At 64.3% G+C, this 18,666-nt stretch carries 17 protein-coding genes; 6 read left to right on the forward strand and 11 right to left on the reverse strand.

The features are described from left to right. Nucleotides 1-249 precede the first annotated feature (249 nt). Together AC07OK_RS07760 and AC07OK_RS07765 are read right to left on the reverse strand one after the other, a co-directional pair. Nucleotides 250-2,529, reverse strand: coding sequence for a CHASE2 domain-containing protein (locus AC07OK_RS07760; RefSeq protein ID WP_494689769.1), 2,280 nt, complete (start codon nucleotides 2,527-2,529; stop codon nucleotides 250-252). 34 nt (nucleotides 2,530-2,563) lie between these two features. Continuing rightward, nucleotides 2,564-4,180, reverse strand: a complete 1,617-nt coding sequence (locus AC07OK_RS07765; protein ID WP_494689770.1) for an HD-GYP domain-containing protein — start codon at nucleotides 4,178-4,180, stop codon at nucleotides 2,564-2,566. Between the two features lie 212 nt (nucleotides 4,181-4,392). Here AC07OK_RS07765 and AC07OK_RS07770 point away from each other — a divergent pair, with 212 nt between their 5' ends. Then, nucleotides 4,393-5,289: an MBL fold metallo-hydrolase gene (locus tag AC07OK_RS07770; RefSeq protein WP_494689771.1), complete on the forward strand. Its 897-nt coding sequence runs from the start codon at nucleotides 4,393-4,395 to the stop codon at nucleotides 5,287-5,289. 11 nt (nucleotides 5,290-5,300) lie between these two features. Next, nucleotides 5,301-7,658 carry an ATPase, T2SS/T4P/T4SS family gene (locus AC07OK_RS07775; protein WP_494689772.1) on the forward strand — a complete coding sequence of 786 codons (2,358 nt, stop codon included), beginning with the start codon at nucleotides 5,301-5,303 and terminating at the stop codon, nucleotides 7,656-7,658. Here AC07OK_RS07775 and AC07OK_RS07780 read toward each other — a convergent pair. The 3 genes from AC07OK_RS07780 to AC07OK_RS07790 all read right to left on the reverse strand — a co-directional run bounded on the left by AC07OK_RS07780 (nucleotide 7,651) and on the right by AC07OK_RS07790 (nucleotide 11,550). After that, the gene (locus tag AC07OK_RS07780) at nucleotides 7,651-8,115 is read right to left on the reverse strand and encodes a GNAT family N-acetyltransferase (protein ID WP_494689773.1); all 465 of its coding nucleotides are present in this window, start codon (nucleotides 8,113-8,115) and stop codon (nucleotides 7,651-7,653) included. The two genes, AC07OK_RS07775 and AC07OK_RS07780, sit on opposite strands and share 8 nt — an antisense overlap. Before the next feature lie 10 nt (nucleotides 8,116-8,125). Then, entirely contained in the window at nucleotides 8,126-8,983 is an 858-nt protein-coding gene (locus AC07OK_RS07785) for a metallophosphoesterase (protein ID WP_494689774.1), read from the reverse strand. Between the two features lie 83 nt (nucleotides 8,984-9,066). Beyond that, complete coding sequence (locus tag AC07OK_RS07790; RefSeq protein WP_494689775.1) at nucleotides 9,067-11,550, reverse strand: MASE4 domain-containing protein; 2,484 nt, start codon at nucleotides 11,548-11,550, stop codon at nucleotides 9,067-9,069. A 270-nt stretch (nucleotides 11,551-11,820) separates the two neighbouring features. Here AC07OK_RS07790 and AC07OK_RS07795 point away from each other — a divergent pair, with 270 nt between their 5' ends. After that, nucleotides 11,821-12,663: a DUF2306 domain-containing protein gene (locus AC07OK_RS07795; RefSeq protein ID WP_494689776.1), complete on the forward strand. Its 843-nt coding sequence runs from the start codon at nucleotides 11,821-11,823 to the stop codon at nucleotides 12,661-12,663. Here AC07OK_RS07795 and AC07OK_RS07800 read toward each other — a convergent pair. Beyond that, nucleotides 12,660-13,115 carry a nuclear transport factor 2 family protein gene (locus AC07OK_RS07800; protein ID WP_494689777.1) on the reverse strand — a complete coding sequence of 152 codons (456 nt, stop codon included), beginning with the start codon at nucleotides 13,113-13,115 and terminating at the stop codon, nucleotides 12,660-12,662. The genes AC07OK_RS07795 and AC07OK_RS07800 overlap by 4 nt on opposite strands. A gap of 72 nt (nucleotides 13,116-13,187) precedes the next feature. Here AC07OK_RS07800 and AC07OK_RS07805 point away from each other — a divergent pair, with 72 nt between their 5' ends. Continuing rightward, nucleotides 13,188-13,787, forward strand: a complete 600-nt coding sequence (locus AC07OK_RS07805; protein ID WP_494689778.1) for a TetR/AcrR family transcriptional regulator — start codon at nucleotides 13,188-13,190, stop codon at nucleotides 13,785-13,787. Here AC07OK_RS07805 and AC07OK_RS07810 read toward each other — a convergent pair. Next, nucleotides 13,764-14,150, reverse strand: coding sequence for a hypothetical protein (locus tag AC07OK_RS07810; RefSeq protein WP_494689779.1), 387 nt, complete (start codon nucleotides 14,148-14,150; stop codon nucleotides 13,764-13,766). The genes AC07OK_RS07805 and AC07OK_RS07810 overlap by 24 nt on opposite strands. A 102-nt stretch (nucleotides 14,151-14,252) precedes the next feature. On the opposite strand from AC07OK_RS07810, the gene AC07OK_RS07815 reads away from it, so the two are divergent. Beyond that, nucleotides 14,253-14,657: a hypothetical protein gene (locus AC07OK_RS07815; protein WP_494689780.1), complete on the forward strand. Its 405-nt coding sequence runs from the start codon at nucleotides 14,253-14,255 to the stop codon at nucleotides 14,655-14,657. After that, complete coding sequence (locus AC07OK_RS07820) at nucleotides 14,654-14,914, forward strand: hypothetical protein (protein ID WP_494689781.1); 261 nt, start codon at nucleotides 14,654-14,656, stop codon at nucleotides 14,912-14,914. The genes AC07OK_RS07815 and AC07OK_RS07820 overlap by 4 nt, the downstream gene beginning before the upstream one ends. A 33-nt stretch (nucleotides 14,915-14,947) precedes the next feature. Here AC07OK_RS07820 and AC07OK_RS07825 read toward each other — a convergent pair whose 3' ends face one another. From AC07OK_RS07825 to rplI, 4 genes are all read right to left on the reverse strand, one after another. After that, nucleotides 14,948-15,958, reverse strand: a complete 1,011-nt coding sequence (locus tag AC07OK_RS07825) for an inorganic phosphate transporter (RefSeq protein WP_217941835.1) — start codon at nucleotides 15,956-15,958, stop codon at nucleotides 14,948-14,950. A 31-nt stretch (nucleotides 15,959-15,989) separates the two neighbouring features. Continuing rightward, nucleotides 15,990-16,616, reverse strand: coding sequence for a DUF47 domain-containing protein (locus AC07OK_RS07830; protein WP_494689782.1), 627 nt, complete (start codon nucleotides 16,614-16,616; stop codon nucleotides 15,990-15,992). A gap of 74 nt (nucleotides 16,617-16,690) precedes the next feature. After that, the gene (locus AC07OK_RS07835) at nucleotides 16,691-18,076 is read right to left on the reverse strand and encodes a replicative DNA helicase (protein WP_020701815.1); all 1,386 of its coding nucleotides are present in this window, start codon (nucleotides 18,074-18,076) and stop codon (nucleotides 16,691-16,693) included. 121 nt (nucleotides 18,077-18,197) lie between these two features. Beyond that, nucleotides 18,198-18,650, reverse strand: coding sequence for a 50S ribosomal protein L9 (gene rplI, locus AC07OK_RS07840; protein ID WP_008450939.1), 453 nt, complete (start codon nucleotides 18,648-18,650; stop codon nucleotides 18,198-18,200). Nucleotides 18,651-18,666 lie beyond the last annotated feature (16 nt).

An 18,666-nucleotide genomic window follows, 5' to 3' on the forward strand; every position in this document is an offset into this window, starting at 1 on the left:
CATCCTCTATCCGGTGTGGATCTGGGCCCGCGCGCCCCGGAGCGCCGCGAGTCGGTCATTCAGAATTGTTGGTGGTCCGAAGGGCTGAAAAGCGCCTGCAAAGCATAGCCACAAGGAAACTAATATTCCTCTCAGTGTAGCCGTCTTTGCTCAGGCCGCCACTTTTTTTCCCGTCTGGAGGACAGTTTTTTCCCTGCTTGTGGCTAGATTGCGCTTAGTTATTTCGCCTTCATGATTGCGCTTTTTTTACTATTTGGTTTCAAACGTGGTGACGCCGTCCCAGTCCACGCCGGGAGGATGAGTTCGATAATAGGCGATGCGCTCAGTATATAAGGAATACAGGCTGCGGTCAGGCAATAATGTCTTTAAATCAACAATTATCGCCATTGCTTGATCCCACTGTTGCGCGCGCACGGCAGCGAGCGCCGCATGCCAGCGTTCCAGCTCGCTGCGGGTGGCCGGATCGAGATCTTTGTCCAGCACAATAGGCTCGAAAATCGCCACCGGTTCGTGCTTGCCCTTGACCCGCACCAGGTCCAGCTCGCGGTAGGCGTATTCCGGCGCGGCGGCGCGGGTGGCTTCGCCGACCGTGATGCCGACCCCGTACACCTTGGTGATGCCTTCCAGCCGCGAGCCCAGGTTCACGGCGTCGCCCATGACGGTGTAGGCGCGGCGGATTTTCGAGCCCATGTCGCCCACGTGCATCAAGCCGGTATTCAGGCCGATGCCGATCTTCAGCGGCGGCCAGCCGCGCGCGATGAACTCGTCGTTGAGGCGGTGGGCGGAAGCCTGCATCAGCAGCGAGGTGGCGACCGCGCGGCTGGCGTGGTCGGCAAACGCCACCGGCGCGCCCCAGAAGGCCATGACGGCGTCGCCGATGTACTTGTCCAGTGTGCCGCGGTGGCTGTCGCGGATGTCTTCCGACATCGCCGTCAGGTACAGGTTGATGTATTCGCGCAGCGCCTTGGGTGTCAGCCCCTCGGAGATGGTGGTGAAGCCGCGCACGTCGACGAACAGCACGGTCAGCTCGCGGCTTTCGCCGTCCATATTGTATTTCTCGGGATCGTCGGCCATCTCGGCCACCAGCTCGGGCGCCACGTATTCGCCGAAGCGCGACACCAGCGCCTGCCCCTTGCGCACCTCGAAGAAATAGCCCCAGGCCACGTTGAGCACGAACACGGCGGCGACCACGATCAGCTGCATCGCCAGGTTGTAGATCAGGTCGAGCGAGGCGTATTCGTAGTAGTTCAGGCCGAAGCTGGCGGCCAGCACCAGCACGCCCAGCAGGATGGAGCGCAGCGGCGACAAGGCGGCCAGCGCAAAGCTGAGTACCAGGCCGATCGCCAGGATTTGCCCGGCCTCGACCGCAAAAGCATAGTAGGGCCGCGATTTGAAGCGGTTGTCCAGGATGGACTTGATGATGTTGGCGTGGATTTCCACCCCCGGATATTCGGCCTTGACCGGCGTGGCGCGCAAGTCGACCAGGCCGGGCGCGGTGGTGCCGATCAGCACGACCGTGCCCTTCAGCAGTGCCATCGGCGCGCGCCCGGTCAGCACGTCCGCCGCCGACACGTAGCGGAAGGCGCCGCCGGCCGGGCCGCCGGTGCCGCGGAACTGCACCACCGTGGTCATCGCCTCGCCGACCGGGATCACGCGCTGCTTATGGTCCGGCAGCAAAAACGTCAGCCCATCGTAGCCGCCGCTGTCGAGCTGGTTCTGCGACAGCTGGTCCACCGATTCCGTCAGCAGCGGCTTGATCGCCAGCGCGCCCAGGTAGAGCCCGGCCGTGGCCACCGACAGCGAAGGATAGTATTTGTCGCCGACCTGCTGGATCAGGTAGGCCGAGCGGACGATGCCGTCCGGATCGGTGGAGACGGAAAAACTGCCGCCGCCGGCCGCCGCCCGTTGCAGCACCGGCACGTTGGCCTCGTAGCCGGGGGCGTTGTAGGCCGTCAGTTCGCGGCCGTTCAAGTCCTGTTCGCTGAACAGCGGCTTGGGCAGTTCGCCCTTGACCTGGTCCGGCGACAGGTTGAAGCCCAGGATCACCGGCTGCCCGGCCAGCGCGGCGGCGAACAGGCCGTCGTAGTCCAGCGAGGGCTTCAACTCCGCCAGCTTTTGCCTGAGCGCCGGCACGTCGCTCAACTCCTGCTTGGACAGTTTCTCCAGCACGCCGTAGCCGGAACTGGTGTCCGGCTCGGGGAAGGAAATATCGTAGCCGACCGCCTTGACCTGGTAGTGGCCGGTCAGCTGCGAGATCAGCCGCGCCTGCACGTTGCGGCTCCACGGGAAGCGGCCGAACTCGGTCAGCGCCTTGCCGTCGATGTCAACGATGACGATGCGCGGGTCCAGCACCGGCGCCGCCAGCTTCATGCGCTCGCCGGCCAGCAGGTTGTCGAAGCGGGCCACGGCCTCGCTGTCCCAGATGCTGAGCGTGTACAGCACGCCGGCCGCCGTGATGAGCACGCCCAGCAGCCAGCGCGGGCCGTACTTCAGCAGGGTCTTGGTCCACTTGGCGGGGATCAGGCGCACGCGCGCTCCTTCCGGGGGTTAGGGCGTCTGGGCGTCAGGGGGTGTAACCGGGGATCTTGGATTCGTCGATGTCGTCGATCTGTTTTTCGTCCATGTTCTTTTGGGCGAACACCAGATAGATCTTGCTGCGGATGAAGATGTCGAACAGGTCGGGATCGATGTGGCCGTTGAGCGAGAAGTTGCCGAGGATGCGCAGCGACTCCGACAGCATCTTACCTTTCTTATAAGGCCGGTCCTTGGCGGTCAGCGCCTCGAAGATGTCGGCGATCGCCATCACCCGCGCCTGGATCGACATCTGCTCCTTGGTCAGCCCGCGCGGATAGCCCTTGCCGTCCATGCGCTCGTGGTGGCCGCCGGCGTATTCCGGCACGTTCTTCAGGTGCTTGGGCCACGGCAGCGCCTCCAGCATGCGGATCGACATCGAGATGTGGTTGTTGATGATCTTGCGCTCGGTGTCGGTCAAGGTGCCGAACTTGACGGTCAGATTGGTCAGCTCGTCGTCGCTGAAGAAGTCCTGCTCGGCGCCATCCACGCCGACCCAGCGGTGCTGGCCGATGCGGCGCACGCGCTCCTGGTCCTCAGTCTTCATGCCCTCGCCGCCGACGTTGGCGTAGCGGATGAAGTCGCGCTCCTCGCGCAGCGTGGCCTGCAGCTGCGCCAGTTCCGCATCGATGGCGGCGTGGTCGCCGCCGGCCAGCTTGCGTCGCAGGGCATCGATCTCGGCGTCGCGCAGCAGCACTTCGAAGCGGGTGTCGATGACAGCGATGCGGTCGAAGATGGTTTCCAACTTGGTGGCCTTGTCGACCACATGCACCGGCGTGGTGATCTTGCCGCAATCGTGCAGCAGGCCGGCCAGCCACAGTTCCTTGCGGTCCTGCTCGGTCATGCGGAAGTCGGCCAGCGGGCCGGTCTCGGTGCTGTGCACGGCCTCGGCCAGCATCATCGTCAGCTCCGGCACGAACTGGCAGTGGCGGCCGGTGTAGGGCGATTTTTCATCGATGCCGATGTTGATCAGGTTGACCAGCGATTCGAGCAGCTCTTCCAGCTGGGCGATCAGGCGCTGGTGGGTCAGCGCCACGGCGGCCTGCGCCGCCAGCGCCTCGATGAAGCGCTGGTCGGTCTGGCTGAAGGCGCGGATGGCGCCGGTGTCGCTGTCCTTGGCGTTGATCAGTTGCAGCACGCCGACCAGCTCGCCCTCGTGGTCGCTCATCGGCACCGTCAGGAACGACTGCGAATGGTAGTGGCGCAGCTGGTCGAACTTGACCATGCCGGAGAAATTGAACACGTCCGCCTTGTAGACGTCCTCGATGTTGACCGACAGGCCGAAGTGCGCCGCGTAGGCCGCCACCGAGGCCAGGTTTTTCTCGCCGTTCTCGTCGAACAGCGGCACGCCGGGCGCGCTGATCGGCTCGCCGTTGATGCCGCCTTGATGGGTCTTGAGCGTGTCGTTGATCAGGATCGTAAAATCGAGATAACGCTTGTCCTCGCTGGGGCGGTACAAGGTGCCGCCATCGGCGTTGGTCATGCTTTTCGCAACGATCAGGATGCGCTCGAGCAGCGTATCGGTGTCATGGCTGCTGCCCAGCTGGACGCTCAGTTCCGTCAGCTGGTCGAGCCGCTGTGAGATCTGCGTTTGATTCAACTCTTGCATGGTTGTTTTTTCAATACCTGTTGTATGGGCTTGCGCTGGTTGTCAGGCGCTTGGGCGCACTTTCGAAGTGTATAGCTAGCATAAGCTGTTGTACATCGGCAAATGACGCAGGACACAAAATTAGCCCCGGCAGTGTCGGGTTTTTCCCTGTTGTCGAAAAAAAAAGCTATCATCGACCAGAGTATCGAGCAAAAAAAGAACAGGGACTGAGTATGAAATTTATCTTTTGGGGAGTGCGCGGTTCCATTCCCTCCCCCGGCCCGCGCACGGCGCGCTATGGCGGCAACACCACGTGCATCGAAGTACGCACCGACGACGACACCCTGATCGTCATCGACGGCGGCACCGGCATCTTCTCGCTGGCCCAGTCCCTGTTGCAAAACAAAAGAACACCGGTCCACGCCAACATCTTCATCACCCACAGCCACTGGGACCACATCCACGGCCTGCCCTTCTTCACGCCGCTGTTCGTGCGCGACAGCCGCGTGCGCCTGCACGGCGTGACCGACCCGGTGACCGGCAACGGCATCGAGCATGTGATGGGCGTGCAGTTGCAAAACAGCTATTTCCCGGTCAGCGAAACCCAGATGGACGCCACCATCGAATACCAGACCCTGACCATCGGCGAGCCGATCCAGGTTGGCGACGCCACCGTGCACAACGTCGTGATGAACCACCCGGTGACCGACCTCGGCTACCGCATCGAGTGCCATGGCAAGTCGGTGTTCTTCACCGGCGACCACGAGCCGCACTACAACATCCATCCGCCCGGCCATCCGCAACACGCCGCCTACCAGCAATGGATGGACGAGCGCAACGCCGCCATCGACGCCGTGGTGCAAGGGGTCGACGCGCTGATCGTCGACTGCTCCTACACCCGCGAGGAATACCCGGCCAAGCGGGGCTGGGGCCACGGCACCTTCGATTCCGCGTTCGCCATGGCGCTGCGCACCGGCGCCAAAGCGCTATACTGCACCCATCATGAACCGACCCGCAGCGACGACGAACTCGAAGCCGTGTTCGCCGATGTGATGGCGCGCCACGCGCCGCTGCTGGGCGACCTGAAGGTCTTCCTCGCGTATGAAGGCATGGAAGTTCCACTGACCTAGCGAAAGCGATCATGAACGACGCCGGCAACCCCAGTCCACACCCCAGCGATGTCGACCTGCGGCTGGCGTTTTTCCAGAAGCTGCAAACGGTCACCACCAAGATCCACGCCACCAGCAACCTGGACGAGATCATGCTCGACCTGGGCATGGAATTCTGCGACCTGTTCAACTGCGACCGCTTCACGCTGTACGCGATGGACCATGAAAAAGACTACATCGTCTCCAAGGTCAAGACCGGGCTGACCTCGTTCCGCGACCTCAAGCTGGCGGTCACGCCGGCCTCGATCGCCGGCTACGTCGCGCTGACCCGCAGGACCGTCAATATCGCCGACGTCTACGACCAGGCCGAGCTGTCGCGCTACTCGCCGGAGCTGCGCTTCCAGCAGGGCGTGGACCAGCGCACCGGCTACCGCACCAAGCAGATGCTGGTGGCGCCGCTGATCGCGGTGCAGTCGCGCGAGCTGCTGGGCGTGGTCCAGTTCATCAACAACCGCGACCGCGCGCCCTTCTCTTCCATCGCCGAGGCCGGCGTCAAGGAACTGTGCGAGACCCTGTCGGTGGCCTTCAGCCAGCGCCTGAAGCCGCCGCAAATGGTACGCACCAAATATGACGGGCTGGTGACGGACGCGGTGCTGTCGGCGCCCGAGCTGGAGCTGGCCACCCGTTCGGCCCGCAAGAAGGACCACGATATCGAGGACGTGCTGATCGATGAATTCCAGGTCAAGCTGGCGGCCATCGGCGCCTCGCTGGAGCGGCACTTCGGCGTGCCGTACGAGCACTTCAAGGCAGACCGCATCAAGCCGGTCGAACTGCTGCGTAACCTGAAGCGCCAGTACATCGAGGAATCCGGCTGGATGCCGCTGGAGGACAGCAAGGACGGCATGCTGGTGGTGGCGCTGGACCCGGAGCGGGTGGCCAACACCCACATCGTCAACCAGATCTTCCCCAAGGCCAAGCCGGTGTTCCGCGTCACCAGCAACCGCGAATTCCACATGATGACCGAGCACTTCTTCGGCGCCGCCGGCGACAGCGGCAGCGTCGGTGAGCTGCTGTCGGGCATGGACGACGATGACGGCGACAGCGAAGGCGGCTCGGTCGAGGTGTCGGAAGCGGTCGAGAACGAGCTGGTCAAGCTGCTCAACAAGATCATCGTCGACGCCTACCGCCAGGGCGTGTCGGACATCCACATCGAGCCGCTGCCCGGCAAGGGCAAGACCGGCATCCGCTTCCGCAAGGACGGCACGCTGGTGCCCTACATCGAGATCCCGGCCTCCTACCGCAGCGCGCTGGTGGCGCGGGTCAAGATCATGTGCGACCTCGACATCTCCGAACGGCGCAAGCCGCAGGACGGCAAGATCAAGTTCAAGAAATACGGCCCGCTCGACATCGAGCTGCGGGTGGCGACCATCCCCTCGGCCGGCGGGGTTGAGGACATCGTCATGCGCATCCTGGCGGCCGGCGAACCGATCCCGCTCGACAAGCTGGGCGTGCTGCCGTTCAACCTGGAGCGCCTGCGCGCCACCATCGAGAAACCGTATGGCCTGTTTTTCGTCTGCGGCCCGACCGGTTCCGGCAAGACCACCACGCTGCACTCGGTGCTGAACTACCTGAACACGCCGGACACCAAGATCTGGACCGCCGAGGACCCGGTCGAGATCACGCAAAAGGGCTTGCGCCAAGTGCAGGTCAACCGCAAGGCGGGGCTGGACTTCGCCACCGTGATGCGAGCCTTCCTGCGCGCCGACCCGGACATCATCATGGTCGGCGAGATGCGCGACAAGGAGACCGTCGGCATGGGCATCGAGGCCTCGCTGACCGGCCACCTGGTGTTCGCCACCTTGCACACCAACAGCGCGCCGGAATCGATCGTGCGGCTGCTGGACATGGGCATGGACCCGTTCAACTTCGCCGACGCGCTGCTAGGCATCCTGGCGCAGCGGCTGGCCAAGCGCCTGTGCGGCAACTGCAAGCAGGCCTACCAGCCGGGCGACGAGGAACTGAACCTGCTGCTGACGGAGTTCTGCGAGGAGTTGCTCAATACGGAAAACTTCATCAAGGACGGCGCCGCCGGCCGCGCCGCCGTGCTGGCCGGCTGGCGCCAGCGCTACGCCAAGGACGGCAAGTTCACGCTGTACCGCGCGCTCGGCTGCGACGAGTGCAACAAGGGCTACAAGGGCCGCGTCGGCCTGCACGAGCTGATGATAGGCAGCGACAAGGTCAAGAAGCTGCTACAGGAGCACGCCCGCGTCGCCCAGCTGCTGGCGGCCGCGCTGGAGGACGGCATGCTGACCTTGAAGATGGACGGCATCGAGAAGGTCCTGCTGGGCATCACCGACATCAAGATGGTGCGGGCGGTCTGCATCAAGTAGGCAATTGTTTTTCAAAGCACACCGCCAGCGGGTTGCCGATGTACTTGCCGTAATTGGCGATGCGGTGGTAGCCGCGCGCCTCGTAGAAGTCGACGGCGCGACGGTTGACCAGGCGCGTCTCCAGCCACAACGCCTGGTAGCCCAGCGCCAGCGCCTGGTCCTCCAGGAAGCGCAGCACCGCGCTGCCGACGCCGCTGGTGCCGTGGCGCGCGTACATGCGCTTGATCTCGGCCACGCCCGGCTCCAGCGGCCGCAGCGCGCCGCAGCCCAGCGCCAGGCCGGCGCCGTCGCGCGCCACCACGAAGCGGCCCGTCGGGCCGACCACGTCGTCGATGTCGAAGGAGGAACGGCCGCTGTCGCCCGTGATCGATTCGAGCGCGGTCGACAATTCCTCCATCAACAGCAGGGAGTCGCGGGCGGTGGGATCTTCAATTTGGAGTTGGATGTCGGTATGCATGGTGGGCAAATTATTGCACAGTACAGATCACCAGTTCCGGATCGGCGTTGATGCGCACTGGAATCCGGCTGCACCCCACGCCGCGACTAACGATCAGCTCGCCATTGCCGGCCACCGGGAAGCGTCCATAATGAAAGGGACGCGACAGCGGCCCCATAGGCAGCACCAGCGGCGTGCCGTCGGGCAAGGCGATCTGGCCGCCGTGCGTGTGGCCGGCAAAAGCGATGTCGTAGCGCTGGCCGGCCAGCTCCAGCAAGCCTTCCGGCGCATGCATCAGCAGCACCCGCACATCGGCGTCGGCGACGCCGGCAAAGGTGGCGGCGGCGTCCGGCTCGCCGGTCCAGGGTTCGTCCATGCCGCAGATCGACACCCGGTCGAACGGCGCCGGCAGCGCCTGCGCGCGGTTGACCAGCATCTGCACGCCGGCCGCCTCGAAGCGGCGGCAGATCTCGCCGTCGTCGGTCGACAGGTCGTGATTGCCCAGCACGGCAAACTTGCCCAGCGGCGGACGGCAGGCCGCCAGCGCCGGGCACAGCACGGCGACATTGGCGGCCGGGCCGGACACGTAGTCGCCGCCCAGCAGCAGCACGTCAGGCTGCTCGACGGCGATGCTGGCGAACAAATCGTCGAAGATGCCGGCGTGGGTGGGCGGGCCGGCATGGAAATCGGAGGCAAACGCGATCTTGAGCGGGCGCGGCAGGCGCCGGTCGCGCGCCAGCGTAAGCGTGTGGCGGGTCACGCCGAGGCGGCCGTGCAGGCGGCAGCGGTAGCTCAGCGCGCTCACCACGCCCCCCATCAGGACGGCATTGACCAACGCTTCCAGCTTGCTCCGGTGCGGTGAAAAATGCTTGCTGCGGGGAACTTTCATGATAACGACTATCCAACGGGTAAGGAGGCGGCATGATAGCCTATTTGCGCGCCACCGTCCGGCAAGCGCTCGCGGCGCCGCGGCTACAGGCTGCGGCTGGCGCGCTGCTCCGCGCGCAGCGCCGCGTTCAGCGCTTCGGTAAACTCGTCCAGGTTCAGCGGCTTGGTCAGGTAGCACAGGAAGCCTTGCTGCCGGCTGCGCGCGACATCGTGCGCCATCGCATTGGCCGACAACGCGATCACCGGGATGTCCTGCGTGGCCGGATCGGCGCGCAGCAGCTGCATCGCTTCGTTGCCGCTCATGCCGGGCAGGTTGATGTCCATCAGGATCACGTCCGGCCGCTGCTCGCGCGCCTGCCGCAGGCCGCTGGTGGCCTCGCTGGCGGTCAACAGCGTGAGGTCGCCGCGCAAGCCGATCAGTTCCCGCACCAGCAGCAGGTTGGCCGGATTGTCTTCCACGTACAGCAGGGTGCGCTGGCCGCCCCCGGCGGCGGCCAGCTGACCCACCGGCATGATCTGGCTGAACCCTGGCGCGACGTGGACCGCCGCGGCCGCCTTCAACTCGATCCAGAACACGCTGCCGACGCCGACCGTGCTGCTGACGCCGATGGTGCCGCCCATCATTTCCACCAGGCGCCGGGTCATCACCAGGCCGATGCCGGTGCCCTCCTCGCTCGACGCTTCGCGGCCCAGCCGGTTGAAGGGTTGGAACAGCTGGGCAAGCTGGGCGGGCGCGAGGCCCTCGCCGTCGTCCTGGATCGCGATCCGGATGCGCTCGGGCGACAGGGCGATGCAGGTCACGCTGACCAGCCCGCCCTTGCGGTTGTACTTGACCGCATTGCTCAGCAGGTTGAGCAGCACCTGCTTCAGGCGCGTGTGGTCGGCCCGCACATACACGCCGGGCTCGAGCACGAAGCGCAGGCGCAGGTCGCGTTGGTCGGCCAGCGGCGCCATCATCTGCTGGCAGGTGCTCATGATCTCGTCGAGTTCGACCGCCTCCAGCGACAGCGACAACGTGCCCGACTCGACCTTGGCCAGGTCCAGCACCTCGTTGATCAGCACCAACAAATGCTTGCCGGCCTTGAGGATGTGCTGGATGAATTCGCGCCGCTTTTCCGGCGTCACCGGCATCTTGTCCGCCGCCAGGATCTGCGCGAAGCCGAGGATGGCGTTGAGCGGCGTGCGCAGTTCGTGGCTCATATTGGCCAGGAAGGTCGACTTGGCCTGGTTGGCCTGCTCGGCGTTGATCTGCGCGCGCCGCAGCTCGGCGACGAACTGCTTGCGTTCGCTGATATCGGCCAGCACCACCACCGACTGCCGCACGCCATGCACCTCGAAATCGTTCATCGCCAGTTCCAGCGGCAGCTGGCGGCCGTCGCGGTGCAGGCCTTCGACCTCGCCGTCGCGGATGAAGGCATGGTCGCTGTCGGCCGCCAGTTCCGGTAGCAGCAGCGAGATGTGGCGCCCCACCACGTCCGCCGCGGTGTAGCCGAACACCCGCTCGAGCGCCGGGTTGGCGCTGATCACCACGCCGGCGGCGTCGGTGGTGAGCACGCAATCGGCGATGTTGTGCACCACCGCGCGGATTTCCTCCTCCTTGAAGTGCAGCTCGTCCAGCGCTTGCGCGTACTGCGTGGCGCGCTGCTCGTTTTGCAGGTTCAGGCGTTGCAGGTCGGCGCTGCGCTGCAGCGCGTGCTCATGGGATACCACCAGGCGGGCAAACAGCTTGTTGCTTTCCAATAGCAGCACGATCAGCACGCAGCTGGCGGCAAACAGGCCGTAGATGCGGCCGGCGTACCAGCCGACGTCGTAGCGGCCGGCGTTGAGCACCGCCGACAGGCCGATGTCGCACAGCCAGGCGGCCATCACCACGCCCAGCCACAAGTCCAGCAGCGAACGGCTCGAATAGCGCCACAACACCGCCAGCGCGACCACGCTGGCGCCCCAGGTGCTGGCCAGTACGATGCGGCCGGCCAGCGTGTAGTGGCCCGCCACCAGGATGGGCGGCAGCAAGTCGTGGCCGGCCGTGGCCAGCACGGTGAAGGCGGCGGCGGCCAGCAACGCGGCGGCGATCGCCCACAGCGCCGCCAGCCGGGACGGCGCCTGGTCGTGCGGCCGCTGGCGTTCACGATGGCCCAGCAGCGTGTAGACGACCACGCAGGCGGGGAAGCCGGCGTGCCAGAAGACGTACAGCCAGGCGGTGGCCTGGCTGTGCCCGCCCAGCAAGCCGTCCGGCGAGAACACTCCCGGGAAGGTCAGCATGTGCGGCACGGTGAGCAGGGCGGTGAACAGGTAGGCGCCGGCCAGCACCAGCAGCGATTTCGAGCGCAGGGTGCTGAAGTGCCCGAACAGCATGGCGGCGGTGATCAGGTCGTTGAGCAGCAGGCTCGATTCGTAGATGGGGATGAAGGCGCCCAGCGCCGGCAACGGCGCTTGGGTGTAAGGCAGCAGCGCGCAAAACACCAGCGCCGAAATCAGCGTCAGCACCAGCGCGCGCTTGCGCGCCGAGCGGTCGGCTGCCATCAATGGCAACAATGGCAAACTTGCTGCCGGCGACGTCTCCGTCATGCATCCTCCACCTTGGTTGACGGCCTTTCAGCCTGCAAGCCATTGTACATCCGCAGGCAGCGGACTTACATCTGTGGAAATAAATGCATGTCGCTGCGGCTAAGCCGCAACACTTGCCGGCGCCGCAGCGCTGCGCCGCTCGTCGGCATCGGCCGTGCTTCGTCGCGCACAGCACGTCGCCGGTCGGATACGGCTGGCGGGCGCCGGCGCCTTCGGCGATATTCCGCTGCGGCGCCGGCGTGCGGCGAAGCACAACCTAGGAGAAGTGAGATGTCGGATACCCTGATGATGAACGGCGCCATGCCCCACGGCCGCAAGCTGCGCGTGCGCGCCGGCCAGGCACTGAAGGCCGCCGCCGCGTTCTGGTTCGCGGTGATGGTTGCCGGCCAGGCGATCTTCGTGACGTATATCGTGTCGTTCTACGGCGGCGCGGCCGTGGCGGGCGACTGGATGCGCTGGAACAAGGTGCTGCCGGTCGGCTACGTTCCCGGCGACCGGGTGGGCAATGCCGCGCTGGCCGCGCATCTGGCGATCGCCGCCCTCGTCACGCTGGCCGGACCGTTGCAGCTGATCCCGGCGCTGCGCGCGCGCTTCCCCGTGTTCCACCGCTGGAACGGACGCATCTATGTGACGGTCGCTGTCGCCACCGGCATCGCCGGCGCCTACATGGTCTGGACCCGCAACGCGGCCGGCGACATGACCCAGCACTGGGGCACCACGCTGAACGCGGTGCTGATCACGCTGTGCGCCGCGCTGGCGGTGCGGCACGCGCTCGCGCGCCGGCTGGACCTGCACCGGCGCTGGGCGCTGCGGCTGTTTCTGGTGGTGAGCGGCAGCTGGTTTTTCCGCGTCGGCCTGCTGTTCTGGATCCTGGTCAACGGCGGCCCGGTCGGTTTCGATCCCAAGACCTTCACCGGCCCGGCGCTCAACATCCTGGTGTTCGGCGAATCGCTGCTGCCGCTGGCGCTGCTGGAACTCTACCTGCGCGCGCGCGACAGCGGCAGTTCCACCCGCAAGCTGGCCGCGGCGACCGGCCTGGCGCTGCTGACCTTGGCGATGGCGGTGGGCATTTTCGGCGCCAGCATGACCATGTGGCTGCCGCACATTTCCTAGGCGTCGCTGATCGGCGCGGCGGCGGCCTCGGCGATGCCGCTGGCGACCATGGCGCGGCAGTAGTGCTCCAGTTTGGCCGTGTCGCAGTGGACCTCCAGCTTGTGCACGCGGCCCCAGCGCAGCTCGAATTCATGCACGCCCTGGTTGGTCCCTGTGCTGCCGTCGGGCAGCGTGAAGCGGTCCTTCCACGTCACCGTGGCGACCGTGCGCCACGGCCAGCCGGTGACGGCGACGGCGTCGATCTCGAAGCGCAAGCCCGGCAGCAGCCGCGCCAGGCGCGCATACCACTGCGCGGTCGACGCCATCGTGCGGCGCTCGCCGGCCAGCGGATGATGGCCGTGCATCACATGGCGGTGCGCGGGCGCGAACTGCGGCAGCACCCGCTCGTAGGCGCCGGCGTTGATATCCCCAAAAGCACGCCGCAGCTTGCGGCCAACGATCAAGTGGTACATGACAGACTCCAATCTTTACACTGGAAAGATCTGTATAGTGCAATGACATCTTTCTCGTGTCAAGATAACTTGATGGCTACCAAACCCTACCACCACGGCAATCTGCGCGACAGCCTGCTCGACGCCGCCGACGCCCTGCTCGCCCAGGAAGGCGCGCAGGCACTCACCTTGCGCGAGGTCGCCAAGGCGGCGGGCGTGTCGCACGCGGCGCCCTATCATCACTTCGCCAGCCGCGAGCAGCTGCTGGCGGCGGTGGCGGCGCGCGCCTTCGCCGGACTGGCTGCCGCCATGACAACGGCGGACAGCGACCATGCGCGCCCCCAGGGCGAGCGGCTGATGGATATCTGCGAGGTGTATGTGGAATTTGCGCGCGCACGGCCGGCGCAGTTCCGCCTGATGTTCGGCCCGATGCTGGCGCAGAAGTCCCACCACCCGGATTTGAAGCAGGCGGCCGAGCGCGCGTTCAATGTGCTGGTCGTAGCGGCCACCGCTTTCGACGCGGCGCGCGGGCCGGAGCTGGCCTTGACCGGATGGAGCCTGGCGCACGGACTGGCCAACCTGGCGATCGACGAGGCGTTCACGGATCTGCCGATAGCCGTCCCCGCGCCGGCCGTGCTGGCGCGGGCGATGGCGGCGCGCATGCTGGGACTACAGGGCGGCGTCGACCAGTAGCTGCGGCTGCAAGGCGCGGATGCGCAGCTCGGTGAAGTAGCCGCCCGCCTCGTTGTAGCGCAGGTAGTGGCGGCCACAGTTCAGGCAGCGCGCAACCTGGCTCAGGTTGCAGGGGTAGTAGCGCGGCGCGATGGGCGCGTCCTCGCTGTCGTAGCGCGTGCCGTGCGGGTGATATTCGGCGAAGGTCGGCTCGTCGTACGGATCGTCCATCAAGGTGCCGACTTCCTCGAAGCGGTCCAGCTCCAGCGACGTCGGCAAGCGCTGCCACGCCGTCAGCGCCACGGTACTGCAACTACACGGCGCCGTCACCTCGGCCGAAGCCTGCGCCAATTGCATCAACTGCGCAAAATCGATTTTCAACATGGCATGCCCATCAGGAGAATTTGCGATTCTAACGCAATCCAAATCAATCTGCCGACGCGATAAAAAACCTACATTGACTGCTCCAATTCCGGCGGTGATGACATGGAAACTAGACTTCTTAACTGGGCATTCCCATGGTTAATGGCAATTCTCGAATTTCTACTACGCCAAAGTACGCACGACATCAGCGCAACCGCATTCATCGGGCCGACCGTCGGTGGCGCGGCCCTTGGCATGATGTTGCCATTTACGCGAGCAAGAGAGATTCAAGGCGACAAAAAAACAGAGACCATTTCCTTTGATCGCAATGAAGACCGTTGGGCGCAAAGAGCCAATCTCGCGGTATGGATCGGCCTAACGGCATGGGCAGCTGCCCTTTATCTGAGCCTGGCACGGGGCGCATCTTCCTTTGCCGATACCAGTAACGAGGCGACGTCCAATTTAATCGGCGCTATACTGTGGTTAATCGCGGTGACCCTGGATATCTTGCGGGGACTCAAAAAATGAATTGGACAGACGTCGTTGACGGCTTGCTGTACATTGGCGCGTGGATGGGCGGCTCCATGGCGGCAGCAATTTTCTGCGCATGGGCAATTCCAAGATTCTTCCCGCGCAAACCGGAAGACGATTACACCTACGTCATCAAGAGCAAAAGCAGCGGCAAGAAAACCGTCGTGGTCTTGCCGCCGGACTTGACCGAGGCTGAACGCAAGCAAATCATGGCCGAGGCCTACCAGCGGCTCGGCATCGCGCCGGAATCCTGACATCAAAAAAGGGAGCCGAGGCTCCCTTGCTTTTTACATGATGTGGTGACCGACCCACCAGGCCAGCGCGGCGACAAACGCCGAGGCCGGGATCGTGAACACCCAGGCCCACACGATATTGCCCGCCACGCCCCAGCGCACCGCCGACATCTTCTGCGCCGAACCGACGCCGACGATCGCGCCGGTGATGGTGTGCGTCGTCGACACCGGCACGCCGAAGTGCGAGGCGATCAGCAAGGTCAGCGCGCCGCCGGTCTCGGCGCAGAAGCCGCCCACCGGTTTGAGCTTGGTGATCTTCTGGCCCATGGTCTTGACGATGCGCCAGCCGCCGAACAGCGTGCCGAACGAGATCGCCGTGTAGCACGAAATGACCACCCACAGCGGCGGCGCGGTGTCGCCGACCGGCACCTGGCCGACCGCGATCAGCAGCATCCAGATGATGCCGATGGTTTTCTGCGCGTCGTTGCCGCCGTGGCCCAGGCTGTAGGCGGCGGCCGACGCCAGTTGCAGGCGGCGGAACCACTTGTCGACCCGGCGCGGCGTCGAGCGCACGAAGATCCACGACACGATCAGCATGATGATGGAGCCGAACACAAAGCCCATCAGCGGCGACAGGATGATCCACTGCACCGTCTTCAGCAGGCCGCCGCCGACCAGCGCGCTGGTGCCGGACTTGGCCACCGCGGCGCCGACCAGGCCGCCGATCAGCGCGTGCGAGGACGACGAGGGAATGCCGTAGTACCAGGTGAACAGATTCCACGCAATGGCGCCGACCAGCGCGCCGAAGATCACGTACTGATCGACGATGCCGGGATCGATGGTGCCCTTGCCCACCGTCGACGCGACGTGCAGGCCGACCACGAAGATCGCGGTGAAATTGAAGAACGCGGCCATGGCCACCGCCGTCTGCGGCTTGAGCACGCCGGTCGAGACCACGGTCGCGATCGCGTTGGCGGCGTCATGGAAGCCGTTCATGAAGTCAAACACCAGCGCCAGGGCGATCAGGATGCCCAGCACGTAGATGCTGATTTGTAGGGTATGCATGTTGGACTATTCTTTTGTGTAGTGATTATGCTTATGCGTTCTCGACGATGATGCCTTCGATGATGTTGGCCACATCTTCGCAACGGTCGGTCACGGTTTCCAGGATCTCGTAGATGGCCTTCATCTTGATCAGGTTGCGCACGTCCGGTTCGTCGCGGAACAGCTTGGACATGGCGGCGCGCATCACGTGGTCGGCGTCCGATTCCAGGCGGTCGATCTCTTCGCAGATGGCGACGATCTTGCGCGAGTTGTCCATATTGTGCAGCAGGGCCACGGCGTCGCGCACTTTCTCGGCGCAGGCCAGCACCAGCTCGGCCAGGCGCTTGGCTTCCGGCGTGACCGAATGCAGGTCGTACAGCGAGACGGTCTGGGCCGCGTCTTCCAGCAGGTCGAGGATGTCGTCCATGCGGGTGATCAGCTTGTGGATGTCGTCGCGGTCGATCGGCGTGATGAAGGTCTTGTGCAACAGGTCGACGGTGGCGTAGGTGATCTTGTCGGCCTGCTTTTCGATGCTCTCGATCGCGTGCACGCGATTTTCCAGATCGTCGAAATTGGACATCAGGCCCAGCATTTCTTTTGCACCTTTGACGCACAGCTCGGCGTGTTGGTTAAACAGGTCAAAAAATTTGCCCTCGGTGGGCATCAAACGTCCAAACATTTTATTCTCCGTTCCATTGATTACTGCAGATCGCCGCCCCGGGTAAGGACGGCGTAAAGATTAGTGATGCCGGCTTAGTCGCCTTGGTACAGCGCCAGGTTACCGGTGTAGTTGCCAAACTTGGTGTATTGGCCGATCCAGGTCAGGCGCACCGCGCCGATCGGGCCGTTACGCTGCTTACCGATGATGATCTCGGCCGTTCCTTTATCGGGCGAGTCGGGGTTGTAGACCTCGTCGCGATACAAGAAGATGATGACGTCCGCATCCTGCTCGATAGCGCCGGATTCGCGCAAGTCGGACATGACGGGACGTTTGTTGGGGCGTTGCTCCAGCGAGCGGTTCAGCTGCGACAGCGCGATCACCGGGCACTGCAATTCCTTGGCCAGGCCTTTGAGCGAGCGGGAAATCTCCGAGATCTCGGAGGCGCGGTTGTCGCCCTGGGTCGAGCCTGTCATCAGCTGCAAGTAGTCGACGATGATCAGGCCCAGCTTGCCGCACTGGCGCGACAATCGGCGCGCGCGGGCGCGCATCTCGATCGGGTTCAGTGCCGGGGTTTCGTCGATGAACAACTGGGCGTCGTTCATCTTCTGGATGGCGTGCGTCAGGCGCGGCCAATCCTCGTCGTTCAGGCGGCCGGTGCGCAGGCGGTGCTGGTCGAGCTGGCCGACCGAGCCCAGCATACGCATCGCCAGCTGGGCGCCGCCCATCTCCATCGAGAAGATCGCCACCGGCAGGCCGGCTTCGATCGCGACGTTTTCGCCGATGTTGACCGAGAATGCGGTCTTGCCCATGGAGGGACGGCCGGCCACGATGACTAGGTCGCCCGCCTGCAGGCCCGAGGTCATGCGGTCGAGGTCGATGAAGCCGGTCGGCACGCCGGTGATCTCGGACTGGTTCTCGCGCGAGTACAGCTCGTCGATGCGCTCGACCACCTGGGTCAGCAGCGGCTGCACGGCGGTCCAGCCGGCCGAGCCGCGGGCGCCCTGCTCGGCGATCGCGAAGATCTTCGATTCGGCCTCGTCGAGCATCTGCTTGACTTCCTTGCCCTGCGGGCTGAAGGCTTGTCCGGAGATTTCGTCGGCGACCGTGATCAGCTGGCGCAGCACGGAGCGATCGCGGACGATCTCGGCGTAGCGGCGGATGTTGGCGGCCGATGGCGTGTTTTGTGCCATCGCGTTCAGGTAGGCCAGGCCGCCCACGTCTTCCGCCTTGCCCAGCTGGGTCAGGGTTTCAAACACGGTGATGACGTCCGCCGGCCGCGAGCTGTTGATCATCTTGACGATCTGCTCGAAGATGATGCGGTGGTCGTAGCGGTAAAAGTCTTCCGGATGCATCATATCCGCAATGCGGTCGAACGCCGCATTATCGCGCAGCAGGCCGCCGATGACGGACTGTTCTGCTTCGATGGAATGCGGCGGGACGCGGAGTGAATCTACTTGCGGATCGGAGGGGGCGTTCATGGCGCGAATTATACCTGCTTGCTTGGGCCGTATTACAAATTTATGACGAGAAAAAAGCCGGGCAAGCCCGGCTTTTTCAATGTGTTGCAACACTTACCAGACGTTTCCGTCTGGAAAAGTATTAGGCAGCTTCGCCTACGACAGCAACAGTCACTTCCACCACCACGTCGGTGTGCAGAGCGACGCTCACTGGGTGCTCGCCAACGGTCTTCAGAGGACCGGTAGGCATGCGCACGGCAGCTTTTTCAACAGCGAAACCAGCTTTGGTCAGCGCTTCAGCGATGTCGAAGTTGGTGACGGAGCCGAACAGACGGCCGTCAACACCAGCTTTTTGCGAAACGTTCACGGTCATGCCGTTCAGTTTCTCGCCTTGGGCTTGAGCAGCAGCCAGCTTTTCAGCAGCAGCTTTTTCCAGTTCAGCGCGCTTGACTTCGAATTCAGCAACGGCGGACGCGGTAGCGCGGCGAGCCATTTTTTGCGGAATCAGGAAGTTACGTGCGTAACCGTCTTTAACTTTAACGACTTCACCCAGGTTGCCCAGGTTGACGACTTTTTCTAACAGAATGATTTGCATAGTTCTTCTCCAGGAT

The sequence above is a fragment of the Duganella sp. GW821-FHT07G03 genome (assembly GCF_059418605.1).